The following is a 23,014-nucleotide window of genomic DNA, read 5'->3' as shown; positions in this document are numbered from 1 at the left end:
GAACCAAACCATGGCAGAGAACACGCAAAACACCGAAGTCGTTGATGTAAATGAACAAATTGCACAACGAAAGGCTAAATTAAAGGCCTTGCGTGAGCGCGGTGTGGCGTTCCCTAACGATTTTCGTCGCGAAGACTTAGCTGCAGACTTGCATGCTGAGTACGACAATGTAGAAAAAGAAGCGCTCGCCGAAAAAGGTATCCGCGTTGCGGTGGCTGGGCGCATGATGACCCGCCGTATTATGGGCAAGGCGAGTTTCGCGACCATTAAAGATATGAGCGGTAGCATTCAACTTTACGTTGCGCGCGATAATCTGCCAGAAGGCTTTTATAACCAAGAATTCAAAAAGTGGGACCTTGGTGATATCGTCGGTGCGACAGGTACCTTGTTTATTACGGGAACTGGCGAGTTAAGTGTGCAAGTGGATGATGTTCGCCTCTTAACTAAAGCATTGCGTCCGTTACCTGATAAGTTTCATGGTCTGGCCGATCAGGAAACGCGCTATCGTCAGCGTTATCTTGACTTAATCACCAATGATGAATCACGCCGCACGTTTATTGTGCGCTCAAAAGTTGTTGATTACATTCGTCGCTATTTAACTGCGAAGCAGTTCTTGGAAGTTGAAACACCGATGATGCAAACCATTCCGGGCGGTGCGGCAGCACGACCATTTGTGACCCATCACAACGCGCTCGACATGGAGTTGTATTTGCGTATTGCGCCGGAGCTTTATCTGAAGCGTTTGGTTGTTGGTGGGTTTGAGAAAGTATTCGAAATCAATCGTAACTTCCGTAATGAAGGCTTATCGACACGTCATAATCCTGAATTCACCATGCTCGAGTTTTACTGGGCCTACGCAGATTACCGTGACTTGATGGATCTCACCGAAGATATGTTGCGCGGTATGACCGAAGAAATACTCGGTTCAAGTCAATTCACTAGCGAAGGCGTTGAGTATGACTTTAGCCAGCCGTTTGCGCGTATGAGCGTGAATGAAGCGATTTTGCAGCACCTTCCGGATGCTACTGAACAACAATTGAGTACCCTGGAGGCTGCAACCAAGCTGGCTGAAAGTATCGGTATTAAGGTCAAGCCAAACTGGGGCTTGGGCAAAGTCCAAATCGAGATCTTCGAAGAAGTAGCGGAGCATAAATTGATCCAGCCGACCTTTATTACTGCCTATCCTGCTGAGGTTTCACCGCTGGCACGTCGCAATGACGAAGACCCGCATATTACCGACCGTTTTGAATTCTTTGTTGGCGGCCGTGAGCTTGCTAATGGCTTCTCAGAATTGAATGACGCGGAAGACCAAGCTGAACGTTTTCAGCATCAGGTACAACAAAAAGAAGCGGGTGATGACGAAGCGATGTTCTTCGATGAAGACTATATCACCGCGCTAGAACACGGCTTACCGCCTACCGCAGGTGAGGGTATTGGTATCGATCGACTGGTGATGTTGTTGACGGATTCACCTTCGATTCGTGACGTATTACTTTTCCCGCACATGCGTCCACGCAAAGATTAAAAGTCAGGCACCGCACGTGTTTCACGCACGTGCGGTTATGCTTGTTTAGGCGCAGCTAAAAAGCGATAGCCAATCCCCGGTAAGGTTTCGATAAATTTGGGTTCGCGGCTATCATCATCAAGTTTGCGACGTAACTGACTGATAAAAATACGCAGGTAGTGAACGTCCTGGCGATGCGTCGGCCCCCAAATTTCCGTTAAAATATCTCGCTGTAACAGCAGTTTTTGATGATTACTCGCCAGTAACCATAGTAATTCGAATTCTTTCGGGGATAACTTGAGCGCTTCGCCCTTGTATCGCACGCTATGTTGAGCGTATTCAATCTCGAGTGTATCGAAAACGAGACGAGGTGGTTTGGCGCTTGGAGAGTCAATGCGCAGGTCGCGAAAAAGCACATGCAAACGAGCCACTAGCTCACGTATACCAAAGGGTTTAGTTAGGTAATCGTTGGCTCCATTGGTAAGCGCGCGAACTTTTTCCTCTTCGTCATCACGTGCACTCAGAACGAGTATCGGAAGGTTAAGTTTTGCCTTCAACTCGAGAATAAACTGCTGTCCGTCGCCGTCAGGTAAGCCTAAATCAAGAATGATCGCATCGCACTGAAGGTCAGGAAGTAATTTCTTTGCTACTGCTAAGGTTGCGGCTTCATATACCTGAAAACCTTCAGCTTGCAGTGATATGCGGATAAACGAACGGATCTTTGCTTCGTCCTCAATGACCAACAAAGTGGGTTTACCGGTTGACATGTCTACCTCCGTCTACCGTTTGTAAGACAAGCTCAATAACAACTGTGCCTGAATGCTTGTCATGACGAAAGCGCATTGGAATAGCGTGTGCTGAAAAAATACTCGCCGCCACAGCGAGTCCAAGTCCAAGCCCACCAGTACCAGAGTCACCTTGCTTGGAGCTAACTAAAGGCTGGCCCCACTGTTGCAAGCTTTGTGTGGGGAAATCTTCGGCGACTTGATTACGAATAATAAGCTGCAGTAGCCCGTTACTGGAGGTATCGAGAGTTGTCGAGACAATGCTTTGAGGAGAGCGGTAGCGCAGCGCATTATCAATCAGGTTAAACAGTCCTTGTTCGAGAAGAACACGCTGACCACTAATAAAAACATCCTTGGCGGGAAGTTTTACGTCGAGCGAATCTTGCTGCATCGGAAAACGATCAACGACATCAGCAATGATGCTTTGTAATGATAGGTGCTCGCGATTCAGGTGGACTTGCTGGTAGGCGAACCTTGTCGCATGCAAGATATTATCAATGTAACTCTGCAGTCGTTCGGCTTCAAAGACGGCATTACTAATGAGTTCATTTTGCTCGTCACGGTGGAGTCGCGGATGATAATCAAGCCAAGTTGTCAGGTTTCCCATGACACTAGCAAGTGGCGTGCGTAGGTCATGAGACAAACTCAGCAGGAGCTGCGAGCGGACTTCAGCCGCGTGGCGTTTTGCTTGGCTGTTGCGGTGATTAATAACCCAGTAGATACAGACCATCGCTGTTGCAATAAAGACTGCGAGTGTCGCAATCTCCACAGGCTCAGTCATGTGAAGCGTGCCACGGGGTTTGGTGAACATCACATTAAACACAACTGCACCTAACAGAGCTGCATAGGCCGAGGGAATTAATGAGGTTAACGACGCTGTGCTAATCACGCCGAGTAAAAGAATCAAGACCGTTGCGGTGTTCGGCAGTAACCATTGTTCCAGTAAAAAGGCGATAACCACTGCGGCAAGCATCAATACATTTGCGACAATGAATTGGAGCCACAGAGCTTTGCGTTCGTTGGTTTTCGTTTGTGTTTGCGTGCCGAACATAGATTTATCCACGCCAAAATGTGGGCATGATCAAGGCCAATAGTGTGAAATACTCAAGGCGTCCAAGTAACATTGCCAAGTTTAATAACCAAATTCCTGTATCACTTACGGCAATAAAGTTACTGCCTACTTCACCGAAGCCCGGGCCGAGAACATTGATGCATGCCGATACGGCTGTAAAGGCTGACCAAAAGTCTAACCCAGTCGCGACCAAGAGCATAGTGAAAACCAAAGTTGTTGCCGCCGCGATGAACATAAACGCCATTACTGCTGAAATAATGCTCTCACTGACAGTGCGGTGTTGATAGCGAACGGTATGCACTGCCCGCGGATGAACCAGAAGAAAGATCTGCTGCCGAATAAGCTTAAAACTTATGATGTCACGGATGACTTTGTTACCGCCAGCAGTCGAGCCTGCGCAACCGCCAAGGTAACTGACAAAAACCAAGATTAAAGGGGTGTAGGTGGGCCATGCAGATAAATCGGTAGCACCATAACCTGTGCTCGTCATAAACGAAATAATGTGGAACGTTGCTTGCGTAAGCGTTGTGGATAAATCGCTATAATTGTCGTTGTGCCATAAGATTGCTGTCATGACGACGCTCATCATGAATAGAATTGACAAAAAGACTCGAGTTTCCTCATCATGCCAGTAATTACGCCACTGTTTTTGTTTATGAATTCGATAGTGCAAGGCAAAACTAATCGCACCGAGAATCATGAACAAATTAGCAATCCATAATATCAATGGACTATTAAAGTAGCCCATGCTCGCGTCATGCGTCGAAAAACCACCGGTTGATACGGTGGTAAAACTGTGAGCTATAGCATCGTATAAAGTCATACCGGCTGCCCAGTATGCTAGTGCGCAAAGCACCGTGATAGAAACGTAAATGAGCCAAAGATAACGGCTTGTTGAACGCGCCCGCGGAGCGATTTTGTCGTTTTTGACGGGGCCAGGAGTTTCCGCCATTAACAAGCGCATCCCTCCGACATTAAGCATTGGCAGTACGGCGACCACAAAAATAACCACACCTAAACCGCCAGCCCATTGTAAAAATTGCCGGTAAAGTAAGAAGCTTCGCGGCATGTCATCCAGGCCAACAAGGATCGTAGCGCCTGTTGTTGTCAATGCACTAATTGACTCGAACGTGGCATCAGTGAAACTGACATTGGTTACCCAATGAATCGGAACTGCTGCTGCAATGCCGACGAGGATCCAGGTGAATACCGCGAAGACTAAGCCATCCTGAGGGCGAATAGCATCTGCATTGAGTCGTTTTGTGCGTAGTAAAATGATCGCACTGATAAACACGAGAAGACCGCTACTCGCAAAAAAATAGCGCGCAACACCATCTTGGAACACTGTGACCGATAACGCTGCGAAAACGCCTTGAATGACGCTGAACCATAGCAATGGAAAGGCAAGTAATCGCAGTAATACCGCCGACCTAATCATAGTCGCTCACTCAAAAATAATGAGCTTTTAGCGTACCGAGGGGCGGTATAAAGAAACTAGTGTTGAAAAGCCTATTAATATAAAAATTTCATAAACGTACGTTTAGGGTAATGCTTGCAAGAAGTCCTCTAAGAGTTCATGCGGGTCCTCGATACCACAGGACATCCGTAACAGGTCTTCTGGACACGGTGTTCCTTCGCCTTCGATGCTCGCGCGGTGCTCAATCAAACTCTCTACACCACCGAGCGATGTAGCACGTTTCCATAGTTTGGTATGCGCGGCAACGTGAATCGCCGCAGTAGCTCCACCGGTTAAACGTACCGAGAGCATCCCGCCGAAGCCGCCCGCCATTTGTTGTTTGGCGATGGTGTGCCCCGCGAAGCTGGTTAAGCCTGGATAGAGAACTTGTGCGATGGCTGGATGCTGGTCGAGTTGTTCAGCAATAAACTGTGCGGTTTGACACGCTTCACGCACGCGCAAATGCATGGTCCGCATACCGCGTAATAGTTGTGCCGCGTCATGTGGACTTGGTACAGCGCCATTTTGTGCGCGTACGGCACGAATACGCTGCCAGTAGGTGTCATCTCGAGCACCAATTAATGCCCCAGCGATGACATCGGAATGTCCGTTGAGATATTTGGTAGCAGAATGCATCACAATATCGGCGCCGAGTTTTAAGGGTTGCGTTAACAAGGGCGTTGCACAGGTGGAGTCGACAGCTACTTGCGCGCCGGCGGCATGCGCAAATTTCGCGATAGCGGCAATGTCGCTGATACACCAGAGTGGGTTGCCTGGAGTTTCGAGCCAAACTAGTTTGGTTTCGCCCGCTTTAAGATGTTTGGCGACCGTTTCTGTAGCGGTCATGTCGATAAACTCGATGTTTAGTCCCCAGTCTGTGGCGAAATTGAGCAACCAATTACGCAGCGCCCAATACATCACCTTTGGCGCGAGCACGTGATCACCCGGGCGAAGTCCTTGAAATACTGCTGTAGCGGCGGCCATACCCGAACCAAAAAGCAGGGCCTCATGGCCTTCTTCTAATTTGGTTAATAATGCTTCTACGGGTTTGTACGTGGGATTGTCCGCACGGGAATAGACATTACCGGTTGGATAACTGTTATCTTTGCCGCGTAAATAGGTGGTTGCTACATGAATCGGCGGTACCACGGCTTGTGTTTCTTGGTCAATAATGCCCAGCGATTGCGCCAGAGCTGTGGCGGGGGAATAGGGGTACGATTTCTTCGACATTCTTTGCTAAGCCTCTAACGGCGGGTGTATGGGCTTAGAGTAAAGCTTTCGGGGTAATTTGCAAAGCATAAAAAACGCACCCGAAGGTGCGTTTTTTCGCTTGCTACAACGGCTTACGAATTACTCGTGGTCGTGGTTGCCGTCAGCGTGAACGTGACCATGGTCGAGTTCACTTGGATCAGCGTCACGAACTTCAACAACTTCAACGTCAAAGTTAAGCGCAACGCCAGCTAATGGGTGGTTACCATCAACAGTTACTTGATCATCGTTGACTTCAACGATAACAACAGACTGTTCACCGTGATCGGTGCTGGCACGGAATTGCATGCCTGGCTCAACAGGATTGTCGCCAAATAAGCTACGCGGTACGCTCTGAATAAGACCGTCGTGACGCTCGCCGTAAGCATTCTCAGGATCGATGTCCGCGGTAAATTTGTCACCTTCAGCTTTGCCAGATAACGCGTCTTCGAGGCCTTTGATTAACATGCCGCGACCAAAGATAAACTGCAAAGGCTGACCTTCTTTTGATTGGTCTAGCACTTGGCCTTCGGCGGTTTTCACGGTGTAGTGAATACCGACAACTTTGTCTTGGCTAATGGTTTGAGTCATGATTCATCCAATTTATAGGGCAGTGGGTAAATTTCCAAGAGACTCGCGTCATCATCTTTAATACGTAGCTTGGTGTCATTATCGAGATCACTCGGTAATACCGCCAAAATATCCAGATGTTGTTCAGTACGGCTCACTGCATTAATTACCGTACCTGCACGTCGCCAGTTTTCACCAAGCTGTTGCTCAACAGTTGCGCCTGCTGAGACTGGCTTGCCGTGACCACTTAAACGAAAAAGTGCACGCTTTTGTTTACCCAAATATTTCATTCGGGCGACCGTCTCTTGGCCGATATAACACCCCTTACTAAAGCTGATGCCATTTAAGGCTTGTAGATTCAGCATTTGGGGTACGAACTCTTGTATTGTACCTGAAAATAGGGTCGGTCGGCCACGTTCGATTTCGAGCGCCTGCCAGTAGGCAGGGGCTGAATTACTCGGTAGCGCTTCGCCACGATTCAGACACAGGTATTGATCAGGTTGCGCACCAAGGCTCAAGACGATGGCTTGTTCGGTACGGCTTACTGCAGTAGATTCAGCGCTCGCTAATGGCGCATCGAGTAACTCGGCCAAACGTGCCGGAGCTGCGGTACCAAATACGCCGAACAGTTGGAAATCCTCAGTTGCATCTCTGATCTCAACTTTGTTGAAAACGCCAAACTTCTGTAGTTGGGCTAAAGAAGCTTCCATCGCAGGCTTTGACGTCACTAAAAGTACGCCATCACCCTCACGAACGAGGAAAAAATTACTCAGTGTTTTACCTTTATTATCGCAGTGCGCTCCGTAACTCCAGTGTTCAGTGTCGAGTTGCTGCAGGTCACAGGTAAATTGGCCTTGTAAAAAACTTTCGGTATCAGGTCCGGAAACCTGCAATACGCCGTGATCAGCAAGGGAAACTGTTACGTATTCCGGTGGAGCTTTGGTAAACTCTGTTGTTAGCACAATCAACCTCGTTATCTTTCGTTGATGTCAAAACGTCTATGACAGATAGGTGGGGACAGTTTTTTATTATACAAGGGGCGATGTCGGAACCTATGGAAAAATTACAACAGAATGCTGATTCATTGCGTGACAAGAACCGTCTTCGCTGGGCTTGTCGTCGCGGGATGCTTGAACTTGATGTGCTGTTTATGCCATTTGTTGAAGAAGCCTATGATGACCTTAATGCTGAACAGCAAGCTGCTTTTCGACGCCTACTCACCTGCGATGACCCCGATCTATTTGCTTGGTTCATGGGTCATCAACAATGTGAAGACGCAGAACTTAAGAGCATGGTCGACTATATTTTGAGTCGCGTGAAGGTTTGACGTGTGGCTGTGCTGCCAACAACCTTGGCGCTGGTTAGCGTTCTTGATGGCGCTGCCAACGTCGGTTTGGGCGGTAGACGAAAACTTAAACACGCTTACGTTGCTGGGGGGCGACCAGCCCTTGGCGTTGTCTGAACCGCGCTGGGTATTTGTAACGCCTTGGGTAGTGTTGATGTATTTCACGCGTGTTCGTTCAAATGATCAAAGACTTGCGCCACGTTGGTGGTTTTGTTGCGGTAGCTGGACCGATGCTACCGCTTATGCGCGCTGCCGGCGTTTAGCTTTGCTTTGGCGTGAGCACCGTCGGTGACGGGGCGCTAAGTAATTCTGGATAGTCGAGGGTGTAATGTAAACCGCGACTCTCTTTGCGCTGCATTGCACAATGCACGATTAATTCAGCGACTTGCACTAAGTTACGTAACTCTAAAAGGTTATTACTGACGCGGAAGTTACTGTAATACTCATGGATCTCTTGCTGCAATAACTCAATCCGCCGTAACGCACGTTCTAAGCGTTTAGTGGTGCGGACAATCCCCACGTAGTCCCACATAAACAGACGTAGTTCGTGCCAGTTGTGTTGAATAATGACCTCCTCGTCGGAGTTCGTCACTTTACTCTCATCCCAGCGCGGCAATTCAAGCTTCAGCTCGACGTCGTTGAGGCGCTGACAAATATCGGCTGCGGCCGCTTGGGCAAACACTAAGCATTCCAGCAGTGAGTTGCTAGCCATGCGGTTGGCGCCATGTAAGCCGGTGTAAGCAACTTCACCGATGGCATACAAATGCGGAATGTCTGTCTCTGCATGTAAGTTGGTCATAACGCCGCCGCAGGTATAATGTGCGGCTGGTACAACGGGCATTGCCTGTTGGGTAATATCAATGCCTAAACTCAGACACTTGTCATGAATGGTCGGAAAGTGTTCCTTGATGAACGCACTGGGTTGATGCGAGATGTCTAAATACATACAGTCAGCGCCTAAACGCTTCATCTCGTAGTCGATGGCGCGAGCGACGACATCACGCGGCGCAAGCTCGGCATCCTCATGAAAATCTGGCATAAAACGTGTGCCATCAGGACGCTTCAAGACGGCGCCTTCACCACGTAAAGCTTCGGTCAACAAGAAAGAGTGTGCATTTGGGTGAAACAAGCAGGTCGGGTGAAATTGGTTGAACTCCATATTCGCCACGCGACACCCCGCACGCCAAGCCATGGCGATACCATCGCCACTGGCAACATCCGGATTAGAGGTGTATTGATAAACCTTGCTGGCACCACCTGTCGCCAAGGCTACAAATCGTGCGGCGACTGTTTCGACTCTTTCCGCAGCTCGGTTCCAAATGTACGCGCCATAGACGCGCTGTGGTGCTGATAAGTTTTGCCCAGTGTGGCGTGAGGTAATCAAATCCACGGCATTATAGCGTTCTAACACCCGAATATTGGCGTGCGCTTTTACTTGTTGAACAAGGGTGGTTTGTACTGCGCGCCCGGTGGCATCTGCGGCGTGTAGAATGCGGCGATGACTATGACCACCTTCTTGATTCAAATGAAACTTACTTTCACCGTCGGCGCTATCGACCCGATCGAAACCAACCCCAAGGTCAATGAGCCACTGCAAGCTCTTTTTAGCATTTTGCGTGGTAAAAGCGACGGCTTCTGGATCGCATAACCCCGCACCAGCAATCAAAGTATCTTGAATATGGCTTTCAATGCTATCATTCTCATCGAACACTGCGGCGATACCACCTTGCGCATAATAGGTTGAACCTTCGGTCAACGGACCTTTGGATAACACTAAAACGTTTGCGTGATCAGCAAGATGTAAAGCAAGGGTTAAACCAGCAGCACCGCTGCCAATAATCAGCACGTCGCATTGATAATCGATGACTTGTTCCATAGAGTAGGGGTTTTGTAGAGCGCAATGCGCTGTTTTGCCAACGGAATAGCAGCGATTTTACTCGTTTAGAAAAAATTTGCGAACTTTTTGGGTATAGCCCTGTCTGAACCACCAGCACGCATAAATAAAGGTAGTTGGGCCTGGTTCGCAGTATAAAGATGTGGGTTAAGGAGAACAGGCTCAAATGAGCGAACAAGAAACTGATAAAGCGCTGGTGCTAAGAGTGCAGCAGGGCGACCAACAAGCATTTAATTTGTTGGTGCAAAAATATCAGCACAAGGTAATGAGCCTGATTTCGCGCTATGTCAAACAGGCTGCCGATGTGCCTGATGTAGCACAAGAAGCTTTTGTTAAAGCTTACCGTGCCATAGGAAATTTTCGTGGCGATAGTGCATTTTATACGTGGCTATATCGCATTGCCGTAAATACGGCAAAGAATTATTTAGTGTCTCAAGGGCGCAAACCGCCAGCAACTGATGTGGACGCTGAAGAAGCAGATTATTTAGAAAGCGCAGGAGCATTGCGCGACGGAGCATCGCCAGAGAGTTTGTTGTTAACCGACGAAATTCGGAATGTGGTGATGGACACGATTGAAAGTTTGCCGGAAGACCTTCGCCGGGCAATTACATTGCGAGAAATTGAAGGACTAGGGTACGAAGAAATTGCAATTGAGATGGATTGTCCTGTCGGAACCGTAAGGTCACGAATTTTCCGAGCTCGAGAAGCAATCGATGCGCAACTAAGACCCTTATTAGAGCGCTAACAAAGTTTGAGGAATCCATATGACAGACCGTAGCTATGAACAACTATCAGCGTTGCTTGACGATGCAGTGCTCGATGCGCGAGAGCGTGAACAGCACCTTGATAGCTTGTTAAGCGACACTGAAGCGCAGCACGCTTGGGGGCGTTATGCGTTGATCGGTCGTATTATGAAAAACGAGGCAACCTCGGCGACTCCGGTTGATATTAGTGCATCAATTGCAGCGCAAGTTGCCCAAGAGCCACAACCAAGTAACGTTGTGCAAGGTCGATTTGGTAAAGGTCGGCAAATGGTGCAACGTCTCTTAAAACCTGCTGGCAGCGTGGCAATTGCAGCCAGTGTCGCTTTAGTCGCCGTACTTACGGTGCAGCAGACACAACCAGTGATGCCTGAAGAAAGTGTCGAGCCAGCATTTGTGACGAATCCGCTTGGCGGTCGTAGCCCGGTTAGCTACAATACGGTGCTAGAAAGCAATGAACCTACACAAGCAGAGATTGCGCAACAGCGTCGTTTGTTGCAGTTTTATTTGCTTGATCACAACAGCCAACGTCAGCTCTCTTTGCAGGCTCAGCAATTGAATGAACAAGCGCAACAGCAAGCTCCAGAAGACGAACCAACACAGGAACAGCGTCTGTCGAATGACAACTAACCTATTTGGCAGCAGCCTTGTTGGGCTGCTGCTTGCCTTTGCAAGCCCAACTTTCGCCCAAGAACCCTCGCTTTTAAACGCCTCAGCGCAATCCATACAGGTTCCAGCCGCTGAACAACGTTTTAATGAAATGTCCCAAGCTTTACGTGAACTCAACTTTGAAGCGACCTTAGTGCGCGTCTCAGGTGATCGTTTGGAGCCGATGCAATGGCTACACGGCACTTTTCCGGACGGCTTAGAGGCTGAACTCATTGTCATGTTAAACGGGCCCGACAGGCGGATTGTGCGCCTAGGACAAGAAACGTCCTACTATTCACAGTTAGTTGAGCAATCTTATTCGCTCACGACAGATGTAACTTACGGTCTATTGCCAGCAGCGTTTTATCAAGACTTTGCTGCTTTGAAGCCCCACTATCAAGTAAGTGCGGCTGATCGAGGCGTGCGAGTGGTGGGCCGCGAAACCAAATTTGTACGCGTACTAAGTCGTGATAATGATCGTTATCACTACGGTCTATGGATCGACAATGATTCAGGTATGCTGCTAAAAATGCAGATGACGACCCCGCAAGGTGAGATTTTAGAGCAATTGCAAGTCACTCATTTTTATGAAGCTGATTCGGTTCCTATTAGTCTGAGTGACGTTCGCGGCGTGCAACGGCCACCGCGGTTGCTGGATAGTCGTAATCGTCAAGCGCCACAGTTCGGTGCACAACCACAATGGTTGCCCGATGGCTTCGAATTACAACGTTCTAATCATCGTTTGTTAGCGCAGACCCGGCTTCCTACGGATCACTTCTTGTACAGCGATGGCCTTACTGAGTTTTCGTTGTATATTGCGGAAGGCGACGTTCAGTCACTACCAAACCTAGGTGTGCAGGGCCCCGAGTCGATTTATAATGTACAACTGCAAGGCTTGGCCGTCACTGCGGTCGGCAAATTGCCGTTGAACACGCTGCAACGGATCGCCGATAGTGTTGTGTTGACGGCGAAGTAGGGGGAGCACAATGATTCGTGAAGTTGCTGTTGTCCAAGCGATCGAAGCCGAACATTTAGAAGTTTCAACGGAACTGCAGACGGGATGTGGAGGTTGCGCCCAGCAATCGACATGTGGTGCGGGAATTATTTCCAAAGCTTTCTCTGATCGGCGCGCGACATTTCGGGTCGCACGACCAGATGGTCAGTTTACCGTTGGCGAAACCGTCGAGCTATTGATGCCCGAGCAAGCGCTTACCCAAGCGTCATTGATCATTTATGGTCTGCCAATACTGACGCTATTAGGCGTTGCCATTATGACGCAAGGACTATTGGGGTTGAGCGAGGGAGTCAGTATCGTGACCGCATTAGTTGGCTTCGCAGCAAGTTTTGTCGCATTGAAGCGTTGGTACCAAATGCGTGATTTGCAGGTATCAAGACTACTACAAGTACGCCAGTTGCACTGAAATTCTCCGAAAAACCTTTGTTCTGGGCCGTATTATCAGTATGATCGGCGGTTATTCACGTATTTCTTTTAGCAGTTGCGGGGGCATGAATGCCAGACAAGGCGTTTAAGCAAGCAAATATTCGAAATTTCTCGATCATTGCGCACATTGATCATGGTAAATCAACGCTATCGGATCGATTGATCCAACATTGTGGCGGGTTGACCGATCGCGAAATGGCCGAACAGGTTCTTGACTCAATGGATCTTGAGCGGGAGCGAGGTATTACCATCAAAGCGCAAAGCGTTACGCTTCACTATACAGCGGCAGACGGTGAAACCTACCAGCTTAATTTTATCGACACACCTGGACACGTTGATTTTTCCTACGAGGTTTCGCGGAGTTTGGCGGGTTGTGAGGGAGCTCTGTTGGTTGTGGATGCAGCACAAGGCGTCGAAGCTCAGACCCTTGCAAATTGCTACACCGCGATCGAAATGGATCTTGAAGTGGTCCCCGTGCTGAATAAAATTGACTTGCCGCAAGCTGATCCTATGCGTGTTGCGGAAGAGATTGAAGACATCGTTGGCATTGAAGCGATTGATGCGGTGCAATGTTCGGCGAAAACAGGTATCGGCATTGATGAAGTGTTGGAGCGAATTGTTAAACAAATTCCAGCTCCGCAAGGCGATGCCGAAGAACCGCTGCAAGCACTCATTATTGACTCCTGGTTTGATAATTACCAAGGCGTGGTCTCCTTAGTACGTGTTAAGAATGGTACATTGCGTGCGGGCGACAAAATGAAAGTGATGTCGACTGGGCAAACGCATCAGATCGACAAGGTCGGTTTCTTCTCACCGAAGCCGACCGAAACCGGAATCCTGCGTTGTGGCGAAGTAGGCTTTGTTATCGCGGGTATTAAAGACATTCTGGGTGCGCCAGTAGGTGACACACTCACCTTAGCGAAGACGCCGGCAGATAAGCCATTACCAGGCTTTAAAAAAGTTAAACCGCAAGTGTATGCCGGAATGTTTCCGATATCATCGGATGACTATGAAAACTTCCGTGATGCGCTGGGTAAGCTGTCATTGAATGATGCCTCGCTCTTTTATGAACCAGAGAACTCAGCAGCACTTGGGTTTGGTTTCCGTTGTGGCTTCTTAGGTATGCTGCACATGGAAATCATTCAAGAGCGACTCGAGCGCGAATATGACATTGATCTAATTACCACCGCACCAACGGTGGTCTACAAAGTGGTGAAAACTGACGGCTCCGAAGTGAGTGTCGATAACCCCTCGAATTTACCGCCGATCAATGATATTGAAACCATCTATGAACCCATTGTTGAAGCAAATATTTTGGTACCGCAAGATTACTTGGGGAACGTTATTACGCTTTGTGTCGACAAGCGCGGCGTGCAAACCAAAATGGCCTACCACGGCAAACAAGTAGCGGTAACTTATGAGTTGCCGATGGCAGAGGTGGTGATGGACTTTTTTGACCGCCTTAAGTCAACGTCACGCGGTTATGCGTCGCTTGATTATCAGTTCAAGCGTTTCCAAGAAGCAGACATGGTGCGCGTGGATGTGCTTATTAATGGTGATCGTGTTGATGCATTGGCAATGATCACCCACCGCGATCACGCGCAGGGCAGAGGTCGCGAACTGGTTGATAAGATGCGCGAACTGATTCCACGACAGATGTTCGATATTGCAATTCAGGCGACCATCGGAAACCACGTGATTGCTCGCTCAACGGTGAAGCAATTACGTAAAAATGTTACTGCTAAGTGTTATGGCGGTGATGTAAGCCGTAAGAAAAAGCTGTTACAGAAGCAGAAAGAAGGTAAGAAGCGAATGAAGCAGCTGGGTAATGTTGAGGTTCCGCAAGAGGCTTTTCTCGCGGTGCTAAAAGTAGGGAAATAACAACAAGGTAGACCATGGCAAATTTTTACTCAGTGTTGCTGACCGCTATTACTATTGTGGCGGGGTTGATTTGGTTGTATGACGCTAAAGTGGCTAAACCGAAGCGTCGTGCCCGGGTCGAAGCCGAAGAAAAGCGTTTACAACAGACGCTCTCAGATGACGCGAAAGAACGTATCGCGCCGCAGGGTAGCATTGCCGAGTTTGCGCAATCGGTGTTTCCGATCCTATTGGTCATTTTGGTTCTACGTTCGTTTCTTTACGAGCCGTTTCGCATTCCCTCAGCGTCGATGATGCCGACCCTGTTAGAGGGTGACTTTATTTTGGTTGAGAAATTCAGCTATAGCTTGCGTGATCCAATTTGGCGGCACGAGTTGATTGAAGTTGACACGCCTGAGCGTGGCGATGTTGCGGTCTTCAAATTCCCGCCGGAGCCAAGTCTCGATTTTATCAAGCGCATTGTCGGCCTCCCAGGCGATCGGATTATTTATCGGAATAAAACGTTGTACATTCAGCCGGCCTGTGAAGAAGGTATGCAGGATTGTCCTGAGCTTGAGGTGATTGAGCGCAATCTGGAAAGTACTGATGGTATCTTTTTCAATGGCGCGACGCCGTTGCAACAGTTCCGTGAACAGTTAGGGGCTGTCTCGCATGCTACCCTAGTGGATCCGACGGTAGGTAATCGCTCGAAATATTATTTTCAGCAGCAGGGTACCGCACGAGATGAATGGATCGTGCCAGAAGGGGCCTATTTTGCCATGGGCGATAACCGCGACAACTCAGAAGACAGCCGTTATTGGGGTTTTGTATCGGAAGAAAACTTGGTTGGTCGAGCGGTATTTATTTGGATGAGTTTTGAAATGGATCGGAAACCAACCAGTGCCTTACCGCAGTGGGTCCCATCAGGCATTCGTTGGCAGCGACTTGGAGGAGTAGAGTAATCGTGAGCTTACCAAAGCCACCCTTACGCGAGCTAGAGAAAGCCTTTGGTTATACCTTTCGTGATCGTGAGCGTGCTCAACAAGCGCTCACGCACCGTAGTGCCGCCGCACAGCATAATGAGCGACTCGAGTTTTTAGGCGACTCGGTGCTTGGTATTATCGTGAGTGAAGCTTTATTCGAGAAATTCCCCAAGATTGATGAAGGTGATTTAAGCCGCATGCGAGCGACCCTTGTGTGCGGTCGTAATCTAGCGAAAATTGCGCAGCGCTTTGAAGTTGGTAAGTTTCTCGTTTTGGGGCCTGGCGAAATGAAAAGTGGTGGGCATCGCCGCGAATCGATTTTGGCCGATGCAATGGAAGCTTTGCTCGGTGCGATGTACCTTGAAAGTGACTTAGAAACATGTCGCAAGGTAGTACTCAATTGGCTGGCTCAACAACTGCAGACGATTCAACCGGGCGCTGGGCATAAAGATCCGAAAACACGCTTGCAAGAGTTTTTGCAGGCGCAGCAATTACAGTTACCCGTTTATGATGTGGTGACGATTCAAGGGCAAGCGCATAACCAACGTTTTACCGTAAGCTGTACCGTTGAACCGTTAGCTGAACCTGTTTTAGGTTCTGGCACGAGTCGTCGTAAAGCAGAGCAGCAAGCTGCCACACAAACTTTAGAAATGTTGCAAGCGCAACAGGAGACAAACCATGTCTGACAAGTTGCCAGAGCAAGATGCGGACTTCACCTCAGCGTCTGCATTTGTGGCGATTGTAGGTCGTCCTAATGTCGGTAAATCGACTTTAATGAACCGCATTTTAGGCCAAAAAATTAGTATCACTTCGAGCAAGCCCCAGACCACCCGCCATCGGATTCTTGGGATTGAAACTGAAGGCGAACGGCAAATCGTCTATGTCGATACGCCGGGCTTGCACACGGACGAGAAAAAAGCCATTAATCGCATGATGAACCGCGCGGCAACGAGCTCAATGAGTGGCGTTGAAGTTGTATTATTCGTTGTCGAAGCCGAGCGATGGACGCAAGAAGATGAACTGGTTTTAGCGAAATTAAAGAAATCCCAACGGCCCGTTATTCTCGTGGTGAATAAAGTCGATCAAGTGAAAGACAAAGAAGCTTTATTGCCGTTATTACAAAGCCTGTCAGAGCGCCACACGTTTGCCGAAATCATTCCATTATCGGCCAAAACCGGTGCACAAGTAGATGCGTTACGTAACGTTGTTCATGCCTATGCAAAGCCGGGAGTTCATCATTATCCAGATGATTACGTGACGGACCGCTCGTTACGTTTTATGACGGCGGAAATTATTCGCGAAAAATTGATGCGTTTTACTGGCGATGAACTGCCGTACAGTACCACCGTTGAAATTGAGCGATTTCAAACTGCGCCCACAGGGACGACGCACATTAACGCGTTGATTCTCGTTGAGCGCGATGGCCAAAAGCGCATGGTAATTGGTGCTGGCGGAAGTAAACTCAAGACTGTTGGCACTGAAGCACGACGGGATATTGAACGCCTCATCGATGGTAAAGTTCACCTTGAACTTTGGGTTAAAGTAAAAAGTGGTTGGGCCGACGACGAGCGTGCCTTGCGAAGTCTCGGTTATAACGAGGACTAAGCGCAGTGGAACCGGCCTTTGTTCTGCACCGTTGGCCCTTCCAAGATTCAAGCTTATTGGTTGAATTGTTGACTCAGGAGCACGGCCGTTATCGGGTTGTCGCCAAAGGTGCGCGGCGACCCAAGAGTCAATGGCGGGCTATTTTACAGCCCTTCACACCGCTTTATGTAGTGACCCAAGGTCGCCACGAATTGCAAAACCTTCGTCATGCAGAAAGTCGCTCAAACGCTTATCCATTGCAGGGTAACGCACTCTATAGCGGCTTTTACCTGAATGAACTTATCCAACGTCTTACTTCCAGCTATCAGTCCGTCGACGGACTATTTGACGACTATCAAAATGCACTTGACGCATTGAGTCAGCGCCTTCCAATAGAGCCGGTGTTGCGTGAGTTCGAATGGCGTATGTTGTGCCATCTAGGCCACGCTTTTGATTGGTGTGCTGATACGCAAGGTGATCCAATTGCCGCGCATAAGCATTATCGATTTAATGCTGAGCAAGGTTTTACGCCGCTCGGAGATGCCATGCCAGGAACCTATTCAGGAGCTACCTTACAACGCTTAGCGGCGTTTGAGCTCACTGATGCGCACCTGCTAAACTCGATGAAACAAATCATGCGGCATGCGCTTGCTCCTTATTTAGGTGAGCAGCCATTGCGCAGCCGCGAACTGTTCGCACAAATGAAAAGGAAAGACTGATGCATCATGCGCCTTTAGGCAACTCAATTTTATTGGGAGTTAACATCGACCATGTGGCGACCGTGCGGAATGCACGTGGTGTAAGTTACCCCGATCCGGTGGCTGCTGCAGCTATCGCCGAACAAGCCGGCGCGGATGGCATCACCATTCATTTACGCGAAGATCGTCGACACATTAACGATCGTGATGTTGAAGTGCTCGCGCAAACCCTGCAAACGCGCATGAACTTGGAAATGGCGGTGACGGAAGAAATGCTGAAGATTGCTTGTCGCATTAAGCCCGCCTACGTTTGTTTAGTGCCGGAGAAGCGCGAAGAATTAACCACTGAGGGTGGTTTAGATGTCGCTGGGCAGCAAGATAAAATCACCGCAGCGGTAGAACGTTTGGGTGAAAAAGGCATACAAACTTCGTTGTTTATCGATGCTGACGAACAACAAATCGATGCGGCTGTAGCAACCGGTGCTGGTATTATTGAATTGCACACGGGCCACTATGCCGAGCAAACGGAAGTAAGTGAACAGCAGCGCAGCTTGCTGTTGCTCCATGATGCGGCCAAGTATGCACAAGCGAAAGGGTTGCAAGTGAACGCTGGGCATGGTCTGCATTATCACAATACAGCCGCTGTTGCGGCTTTACCGGAGTTGGTTGAGCTTAACATCGGTCATGCGATTGTCGCACGGGCGGTTTTAGTGGGCTTAGATCAGGCTGTGCGCGATATGAAAGCGATTATGTTACAGGCGCGTACCGCTGGGCCAAATTAATCGTCATGGCGCAATTTTATTCAAGTCGTAAGCCGGGGCGCAAGGCTACGGCGCATACCAAAGCTCCTGCGCTGCAGCAGCAACTTGTGGTAGGACTCGATCATCAAGGTCGCGGCGTGGTGCGTGGCGAACGTGGTGTACGCTTTGTGCGCGGCGCTCTGCCTAACGAAGTGATCGATTTACAGCCGCAGGGCAAGTATGACGCTCAGCTGTTACGAATTCACCGCGGCGCTGACGAGCGTGTTGATGCCCCTTGTAAATACTACGGTGAGTGCGGTGGGTGTGATTTACAGCACCTCGCCTTACCAGCGCAGCGTCAGCATAAACAGCGTGTGGTACGTGAGTTGTTGCATAAGTTTGCCGGTATCGACGCGCAACATTGGTTAGAGCCGCTCACCGATCAACCCTTAGCGTATCGGCGGCGTCTGCGTTTGGCGACACATTGGGATGCGAAACGCAGGCGTTTTCAGCTTGGACTCCGAGCACAGGCGAGTAAGACAATCGTAGCAATGGATAACTGCGTAATTGCCGTTCCTGAACTTAATGAGCTTTTAGAACCTTTGCGCGCCTTGTTGCCGCAGCTGAAGCTGGTCAGCATGCTGGGCCATATCGAGTTGCTGCAAACTGAGCAACGATTGATCGTATTACGACTGCAGGCGACTCCTGACGACGCTGACCGCCAAGCGCTTGCGACGTTTGCAAACCAGCACGGAGTTCAGGTGTGGTTACATTGTGGTGCACCGAACAACGTGCCAACGCCATTGTCTTGTGAGAAAACAGCGAGTGAACATAGCACGCCGCGTTACCAAACCTTAGGTGCTGAACTCGACTTTCAACCTGGCGACTTTTTGCAGGCCCAAGCAACGTTGAGTGAGAAGATGGTAGGGCAGGCATTAGCTTGGTTAGATCCACAGGCAGGCGAAGCGATTCTTGAACTGTATTCTGGCAGTGGCAACTTTACTATTCCGCTGGCGTTAGCCGGCGCGCAAATCACCGCTATCGAAGGGGTTCCCTCGATGGTGCAGCGTCTGCAGCGCAATGCCGAACGTTATGCGGTGAAGGTCTCGGCGTTTCATGCTGACCTAGAGCAAAACTGGAACACTTACCCATGGGCTGGGCAAAGCTATCGTAAGGTTTTACTTGATCCGGCACGCGCAGGTGCGCCACACGCCATACGTGAAGTTGCAAAGTTGCAGCCGCAACGCATCATCTACGTATCATGCGCACCAGATACCTTAGCGCGTGATGCAAAAGTGCTGGTCGAGTCAGGCTACCAATTGCGTCAGGCACAAATCATTGACATGTTCCCGCAAACCCATCACATTGAGTGTTTGACGTGGTTTGAACGGGAGGCATAGTCGTGGTGTATGTGCGCAGTACCCATGTTGATAAACCGGAACAACACGGTGACTGGTTACAGCATGTGACAGCCGAAGTAACAAAAACGCAGCTGCTAGAGCATTACCAGCAGCTGCAGGCTCACCTGCAAGCAAAGAAACATCCTGAGTGGCTGTTGAAAGGGCAAGAGATGGTCGAAATTTTGGCCGCTTTAAACCTCGACACTGACTCGTTATTAGCAGCACTCTATAGCCCCGCCTATCAGGCTCAGGCAATCAGTCGTGAGACGATCGTTAAAGACCATGGCGAAACCCTTGCTGCATTGCTTGATGCGGTGCAACAAATGCAAATGATTAGTGATTTGCAGCATTTTCAGCACGGTAAGCCGAATGTTGAACAGATCGACAACGTCCGTCGCATGTTGTTATCAATGGTGGCTGATGTCCGTGCAGTGCTGATCAAGTTAGCCGAACGCATTTGCGCTTTGCGCGAAGTGAAAAGTGCCGACGAGGAAACGCGTGTCTTAGTCGCCAAAGAATGCCAGGACATTTATGCTCCGTTGGCAAACCGTCTTGGTATTGGCCAATTAAAGTGGGAGCTCGAGGATCTGGCCTTCCGCTATTTACATCCCACCACCTATAAAACCATCGCCAAACAACTGCATGAGCGCCGCGTCGATCGCGAAAACTACATCACCGACTTTGTCGCGAAATTGCAACAAGGCTTGCAGGTTGAAGGGGTGCAAGCCGATGTGTACGGGCGACCAAAACATATCTACTCGATATGGCGGAAAATGCAGAAGAAGCATTTGAGCTTCGAGCAGCTCTACGACATTCGTGCGGTGCGTATTATTACGCACTCTTTGAAGGATTGTTACGCGGCATTAGGAGTTGTGCATAGCCAATGGCGACATATTCAATCGGAATTCGATGACTACATTGCAACGCCCAAAGCGAATGGTTACCAATCGATCCATACCGTGGTGATTGGACCCGAAGAAAAACATGTGGAAATTCAAATTCGCACTGCCGATATGCATGATGATGCCGAACTCGGAGTTGCCGCACATTGGCTGTACAAAGAAGGCAACACAAGTAAACAAAGCGGCTTTGAAGAGAAGATCGCATGGCTACGTAAGCTGCTTGCGTGGCATGAAGATATGGCAGAGAACGACGACCTGGTGGCCGAGATTCGCTCGCAAGTGTTTGAAGATCGGGTCTACGTGTTTACGCCCAAAGGTGAAGTTATCGACTTGCCGCACGGTGCTACGCCGCTTGATTTCGCCTATTACATTCACTCACAAGTGGGGCACCGTTGCGTAGGTGCTAAAGTCGATGGACACATTGTTCCGTTCACTTATACGCTCAAAAATGGTGAACGTGTCGAAATTTTGACCCAAAAGAATACCAAGCCCCGCCGTGACTGGCTGAATCCGGCTTTGGGTTATTTACGAACCTCGCGCGCGCGCAGCAAGGTCGTTACTTATTTTAAGAAACTGGATCGTGATAAAAACCTGAAAGCCGGGCGTGAGTTGCTGGAAACAGAGTTGCAAAAATTAGAAATTCCGCTGAGCCAAGCGAGCACGGTACTCGATCGCTTTAACTTTAATCAACTTGATGATTTGCTTGCCGCGATTGGCGCTGGTGATGTGCGGCTTAATCAGGTGGTCAATCAACTAAAACCTACACCTGATGCTGCGACCGAGCGTTTGGAGCGTCTCCAGCGCAAAAACCAGCGTAAGCCAGGTAAACATAGTGATGTAAGTGTTCAAGGCATTGGTAACTTAATGGTGCAGTTTGCAAAATGTTGCCAGCCATTGCCCGGCGAACCCATTATGGGCTTTGTCACCCAAGGGCGCGGAGTGAGTGTGCATCATCGTGACTGCGAACAGTTGAAGCACCTACTAGAGGTACACCCCGAGCGCGGCTTGCAAGTGCATTGGAGTCGGCAGGAGCAAGGTCGTTATCGTGCCGATTTGCGTATCGATGCCGATGATCGTAATGGTTTACTGCATGACATTACCGCTATTTTGGCTAACGAGAAGACCAGCGTGGCACAACTTGATTCACAGCTTGATACGACGACTCAACAGGCGCGTATTTCGCTAGGTGTATTCATTGAGGGTCAGGCGAGTTTGCAGCGAATTATTGACCGTTTATTACAAGTTAAAGGTATTCATAAGGTAGAACGCAGTGGCAGTCACTAAGGTAGAAGAACTGAACATCGACTCGACGGTATTTCCTGGCGTGGCAGCGCTGCTGGAAGTGATGCGCCAATTGCGCGATCCGGAGCATGGGTGCCCTTGGGATTTAAAACAAACATTAACGAGTTTGATCCCATACACCATCGAAGAGGCTTATGAAGTCGCCGCAGCTTTAACTGAAGGAAACCTAGCGGCGATAAAAGACGAGCTGGGCGACTTGCTGTTCCAAGTGGTGTTCTATACCCAGTTGACCAGCGAAGCAGGGCAATTTAGTTTTGATGAAGTGGCCGCGCAAACTGCCGACAAATTGATTCGTCGTCATCCGCATGTGTTCGGTGATGAAAATGCGCAAACCGATGCCGAAATTAAAGCCCAATGGGAAGCGATAAAACAGCAAGAGCGGGTCGAGAAAGGCGAGGTTGAATCGGTGTTTCAGGGCATACCTGATAATTTACCGGCCATTTTACAAGCGCAGAAGTTGCAAAAGCGTGCCGCGAACGTTGGCTTTGACTGGCCGAACATTGCTCCAGTAGTGGCAAAGATACAAGAGGAAATCGCTGAAGTCGAAGCGGAACTCGATGCTGAGCACATTGACCAACAAGCACTTGAAGACGAGATTGGTGATGTACTTTTTGCCGTAGTAAACCTTGCGCGACATGCTCAGGTTAACCCCGAGCATGCATTGCGGCGAACAAACCTAAAGTTTAAACGCCGTTTTCAAGCTATCGAACAGCGTCTCGCTGAAGCGGGTAAAACAGCAGAAGATATGAACTTAGAAGAACTTGAAGAGTGTTGGCAGCAAGTAAAGCGGGACAGCTTAGCTTAATTTTAAATTGTCGGAATTA

Annotated in this window: 23 protein-coding genes; 16 read left to right on the top strand and 7 right to left on the bottom strand. The window is 49.1% G+C overall.

Features of this window, described 5'->3' with window-relative positions; translation table 11 throughout:
- Nucleotides 1-10 precede the first annotated feature (10 nt).
- Nucleotides 11-1,525, top strand: coding sequence for a lysine--tRNA ligase (lysS, locus tag NV375_RS03330; RefSeq protein WP_258806961.1), 1,515 nt, complete (start codon nt 11-13; stop codon nt 1,523-1,525).
- 35 nt (nt 1,526-1,560) lie between these two features.
- Here lysS and NV375_RS03325 read toward each other — a convergent pair whose 3' ends face one another.
- From NV375_RS03325 to ygfZ, 6 genes are all read right to left on the bottom strand, one after another.
- Nucleotides 1,561-2,271, bottom strand: a complete 711-nt coding sequence (locus NV375_RS03325) for a response regulator transcription factor (RefSeq protein WP_258240269.1) — start codon at nt 2,269-2,271, stop codon at nt 1,561-1,563.
- Complete coding sequence (locus NV375_RS03320) at nt 2,258-3,340, bottom strand: DUF4118 domain-containing protein (RefSeq protein ID WP_258806960.1); 1,083 nt, start codon at nt 3,338-3,340, stop codon at nt 2,258-2,260. Before NV375_RS03320 ends, NV375_RS03325 begins: the two co-directional genes overlap by 14 nt.
- 4 nt (nt 3,341-3,344) lie before the next feature.
- Nucleotides 3,345-4,799 carry a TrkH family potassium uptake protein gene (locus NV375_RS03315; RefSeq protein ID WP_258806959.1) on the bottom strand — a complete coding sequence of 485 codons (1,455 nt, stop codon included), beginning with the start codon at nt 4,797-4,799 and terminating at the stop codon, nt 3,345-3,347.
- Between the two features lie 102 nt (nt 4,800-4,901).
- Entirely contained in the window at nt 4,902-6,047 is a 1,146-nt protein-coding gene (locus tag NV375_RS03310) for a PLP-dependent aspartate aminotransferase family protein (RefSeq protein ID WP_258806958.1), read from the bottom strand.
- A 120-nt stretch (nt 6,048-6,167) separates the two neighbouring features.
- Nucleotides 6,168-6,656, bottom strand: a complete 489-nt coding sequence (locus NV375_RS03305; RefSeq protein WP_258806957.1) for a peptidylprolyl isomerase — start codon at nt 6,654-6,656, stop codon at nt 6,168-6,170.
- Nucleotides 6,653-7,597 carry a tRNA-modifying protein YgfZ gene (gene ygfZ, locus NV375_RS03300; protein ID WP_258806956.1) on the bottom strand — a complete coding sequence of 315 codons (945 nt, stop codon included), beginning with the start codon at nt 7,595-7,597 and terminating at the stop codon, nt 6,653-6,655. Before ygfZ ends, NV375_RS03305 begins: the two co-directional genes overlap by 4 nt.
- A gap of 92 nt (nt 7,598-7,689) precedes the next feature.
- Between ygfZ and NV375_RS03295 the strand changes: the two genes are divergently transcribed.
- Entirely contained in the window at nt 7,690-7,962 is a 273-nt protein-coding gene (locus tag NV375_RS03295) for a succinate dehydrogenase assembly factor 2 (protein WP_126770536.1), read from the top strand.
- A 1-nt stretch (nt 7,963) separates the two neighbouring features.
- Nucleotides 7,964-8,272 carry a hypothetical protein gene (locus tag NV375_RS03290; protein WP_258806955.1) on the top strand — a complete coding sequence of 103 codons (309 nt, stop codon included), beginning with the start codon at nt 7,964-7,966 and terminating at the stop codon, nt 8,270-8,272.
- On the opposite strand, the gene nadB is transcribed toward NV375_RS03290, so the two are convergent.
- Complete coding sequence (nadB, locus tag NV375_RS03285; protein ID WP_258806954.1) at nt 8,240-9,856, bottom strand: L-aspartate oxidase; 1,617 nt, start codon at nt 9,854-9,856, stop codon at nt 8,240-8,242. The genes NV375_RS03290 and nadB overlap by 33 nt on opposite strands.
- Before the next feature lie 184 nt (nt 9,857-10,040).
- Between nadB and rpoE the strand changes: the two genes are divergently transcribed.
- From rpoE to mazG, 13 genes are all read left to right on the top strand, one after another.
- A complete protein-coding gene (rpoE, locus tag NV375_RS03280) occupies nt 10,041-10,619 on the top strand; it encodes an RNA polymerase sigma factor RpoE (protein WP_258806953.1) in 579 nt (192 codons plus the stop codon).
- A 19-nt stretch (nt 10,620-10,638) separates the two neighbouring features.
- Nucleotides 10,639-11,265, top strand: coding sequence for a sigma-E factor negative regulatory protein (locus tag NV375_RS03275; protein WP_258240275.1), 627 nt, complete (start codon nt 10,639-10,641; stop codon nt 11,263-11,265).
- Nucleotides 11,255-12,259: a MucB/RseB C-terminal domain-containing protein gene (locus NV375_RS03270; RefSeq protein ID WP_258806952.1), complete on the top strand. Its 1,005-nt coding sequence runs from the start codon at nt 11,255-11,257 to the stop codon at nt 12,257-12,259. The genes NV375_RS03275 and NV375_RS03270 overlap by 11 nt, the downstream gene beginning before the upstream one ends.
- A 10-nt stretch (nt 12,260-12,269) precedes the next feature.
- Entirely contained in the window at nt 12,270-12,704 is a 435-nt protein-coding gene (locus NV375_RS03265) for a SoxR reducing system RseC family protein (protein WP_258806951.1), read from the top strand.
- A gap of 89 nt (nt 12,705-12,793) precedes the next feature.
- Nucleotides 12,794-14,605: a translation elongation factor 4 gene (lepA, locus tag NV375_RS03260; RefSeq protein WP_258806950.1), complete on the top strand. Its 1,812-nt coding sequence runs from the start codon at nt 12,794-12,796 to the stop codon at nt 14,603-14,605.
- A 14-nt stretch (nt 14,606-14,619) separates the two neighbouring features.
- Entirely contained in the window at nt 14,620-15,543 is a 924-nt protein-coding gene (gene lepB / locus NV375_RS03255; protein ID WP_258806949.1) for a signal peptidase I, read from the top strand.
- A 2-nt stretch (nt 15,544-15,545) separates the two neighbouring features.
- Nucleotides 15,546-16,250 (top strand): ribonuclease III, encoded by a 705-nt coding sequence (rnc, locus tag NV375_RS03250; protein WP_258806948.1) that lies wholly within the window; start codon nt 15,546-15,548, stop codon nt 16,248-16,250.
- Complete coding sequence (gene era, locus NV375_RS03245; protein ID WP_258806947.1) at nt 16,243-17,169, top strand: GTPase Era; 927 nt, start codon at nt 16,243-16,245, stop codon at nt 17,167-17,169. Before rnc ends, era begins: the two co-directional genes overlap by 8 nt.
- Nucleotides 17,170-17,174: 5 nt before the next feature.
- Entirely contained in the window at nt 17,175-17,867 is a 693-nt protein-coding gene (gene recO / locus NV375_RS03240; RefSeq protein WP_258806946.1) for a DNA repair protein RecO, read from the top strand.
- Nucleotides 17,867-18,628 (top strand): pyridoxine 5'-phosphate synthase, encoded by a 762-nt coding sequence (pdxJ, locus tag NV375_RS03235; protein ID WP_258806945.1) that lies wholly within the window; start codon nt 17,867-17,869, stop codon nt 18,626-18,628. Before recO ends, pdxJ begins: the two co-directional genes overlap by 1 nt.
- Before the next feature lie 5 nt (nt 18,629-18,633).
- Entirely contained in the window at nt 18,634-19,986 is a 1,353-nt protein-coding gene (gene rlmD, locus NV375_RS03230; RefSeq protein WP_258806944.1) for a 23S rRNA (uracil(1939)-C(5))-methyltransferase RlmD, read from the top strand.
- 2 nt (nt 19,987-19,988) lie between these two features.
- Complete coding sequence (gene relA, locus NV375_RS03225; protein ID WP_258806943.1) at nt 19,989-22,172, top strand: GTP diphosphokinase; 2,184 nt, start codon at nt 19,989-19,991, stop codon at nt 22,170-22,172.
- Nucleotides 22,159-22,995 (top strand): nucleoside triphosphate pyrophosphohydrolase, encoded by an 837-nt coding sequence (mazG, locus tag NV375_RS03220; RefSeq protein ID WP_258806942.1) that lies wholly within the window; start codon nt 22,159-22,161, stop codon nt 22,993-22,995. The genes relA and mazG overlap by 14 nt, the downstream gene beginning before the upstream one ends.
- Nucleotides 22,996-23,014 lie beyond the last annotated feature (19 nt).

This window comes from Pseudidiomarina sp. CB1 (assembly GCF_024752025.1).
In the GTDB taxonomy this organism is placed as follows: Bacteria; Pseudomonadota; Gammaproteobacteria; order Enterobacterales; family Alteromonadaceae; genus Pseudidiomarina.
Note: the sequence above shows the minus strand (reverse complement) of the source record. Positions and strands in the feature narration are given on the sequence as shown.

Coding starts and splice junctions, on each gene's coding strand:
- lysS (WP_258806961.1), top strand. CDS start 11: ATGGCAGAGAACACGCAAAACACCGAAGTCGTTGATGTAAATGAACAA.
- NV375_RS03325 (WP_258240269.1), bottom strand. CDS start 2,271: ATGTCAACCGGTAAACCCACTTTGTTGGTCATTGAGGACGAAGCAAAG.
- NV375_RS03320 (WP_258806960.1), bottom strand. CDS start 3,340: ATGTTCGGCACGCAAACACAAACGAAAACCAACGAACGCAAAGCTCTG.
- NV375_RS03315 (WP_258806959.1), bottom strand. CDS start 4,799: ATGATTAGGTCGGCGGTATTACTGCGATTACTTGCCTTTCCATTGCTA.
- NV375_RS03310 (WP_258806958.1), bottom strand. CDS start 6,047: ATGTCGAAGAAATCGTACCCCTATTCCCCCGCCACAGCTCTGGCGCAA.
- NV375_RS03305 (WP_258806957.1), bottom strand. CDS start 6,656: ATGACTCAAACCATTAGCCAAGACAAAGTTGTCGGTATTCACTACACC.
- NV375_RS03295 (WP_126770536.1), top strand. CDS start 7,690: ATGGAAAAATTACAACAGAATGCTGATTCATTGCGTGACAAGAACCGT.
- nadB (WP_258806954.1), bottom strand. CDS start 9,856: ATGGAACAAGTCATCGATTATCAATGCGACGTGCTGATTATTGGCAGC.
- rpoE (WP_258806953.1), top strand. CDS start 10,041: ATGAGCGAACAAGAAACTGATAAAGCGCTGGTGCTAAGAGTGCAGCAG.
- NV375_RS03275 (WP_258240275.1), top strand. CDS start 10,639: ATGACAGACCGTAGCTATGAACAACTATCAGCGTTGCTTGACGATGCA.
- NV375_RS03270 (WP_258806952.1), top strand. CDS start 11,255: ATGACAACTAACCTATTTGGCAGCAGCCTTGTTGGGCTGCTGCTTGCC.
- NV375_RS03265 (WP_258806951.1), top strand. CDS start 12,270: ATGATTCGTGAAGTTGCTGTTGTCCAAGCGATCGAAGCCGAACATTTA.
- lepA (WP_258806950.1), top strand. CDS start 12,794: ATGCCAGACAAGGCGTTTAAGCAAGCAAATATTCGAAATTTCTCGATC.
- lepB (WP_258806949.1), top strand. CDS start 14,620: ATGGCAAATTTTTACTCAGTGTTGCTGACCGCTATTACTATTGTGGCG.
- era (WP_258806947.1), top strand. CDS start 16,243: ATGTCTGACAAGTTGCCAGAGCAAGATGCGGACTTCACCTCAGCGTCT.
- pdxJ (WP_258806945.1), top strand. CDS start 17,867: ATGCATCATGCGCCTTTAGGCAACTCAATTTTATTGGGAGTTAACATC.
- rlmD (WP_258806944.1), top strand. CDS start 18,634: ATGGCGCAATTTTATTCAAGTCGTAAGCCGGGGCGCAAGGCTACGGCG.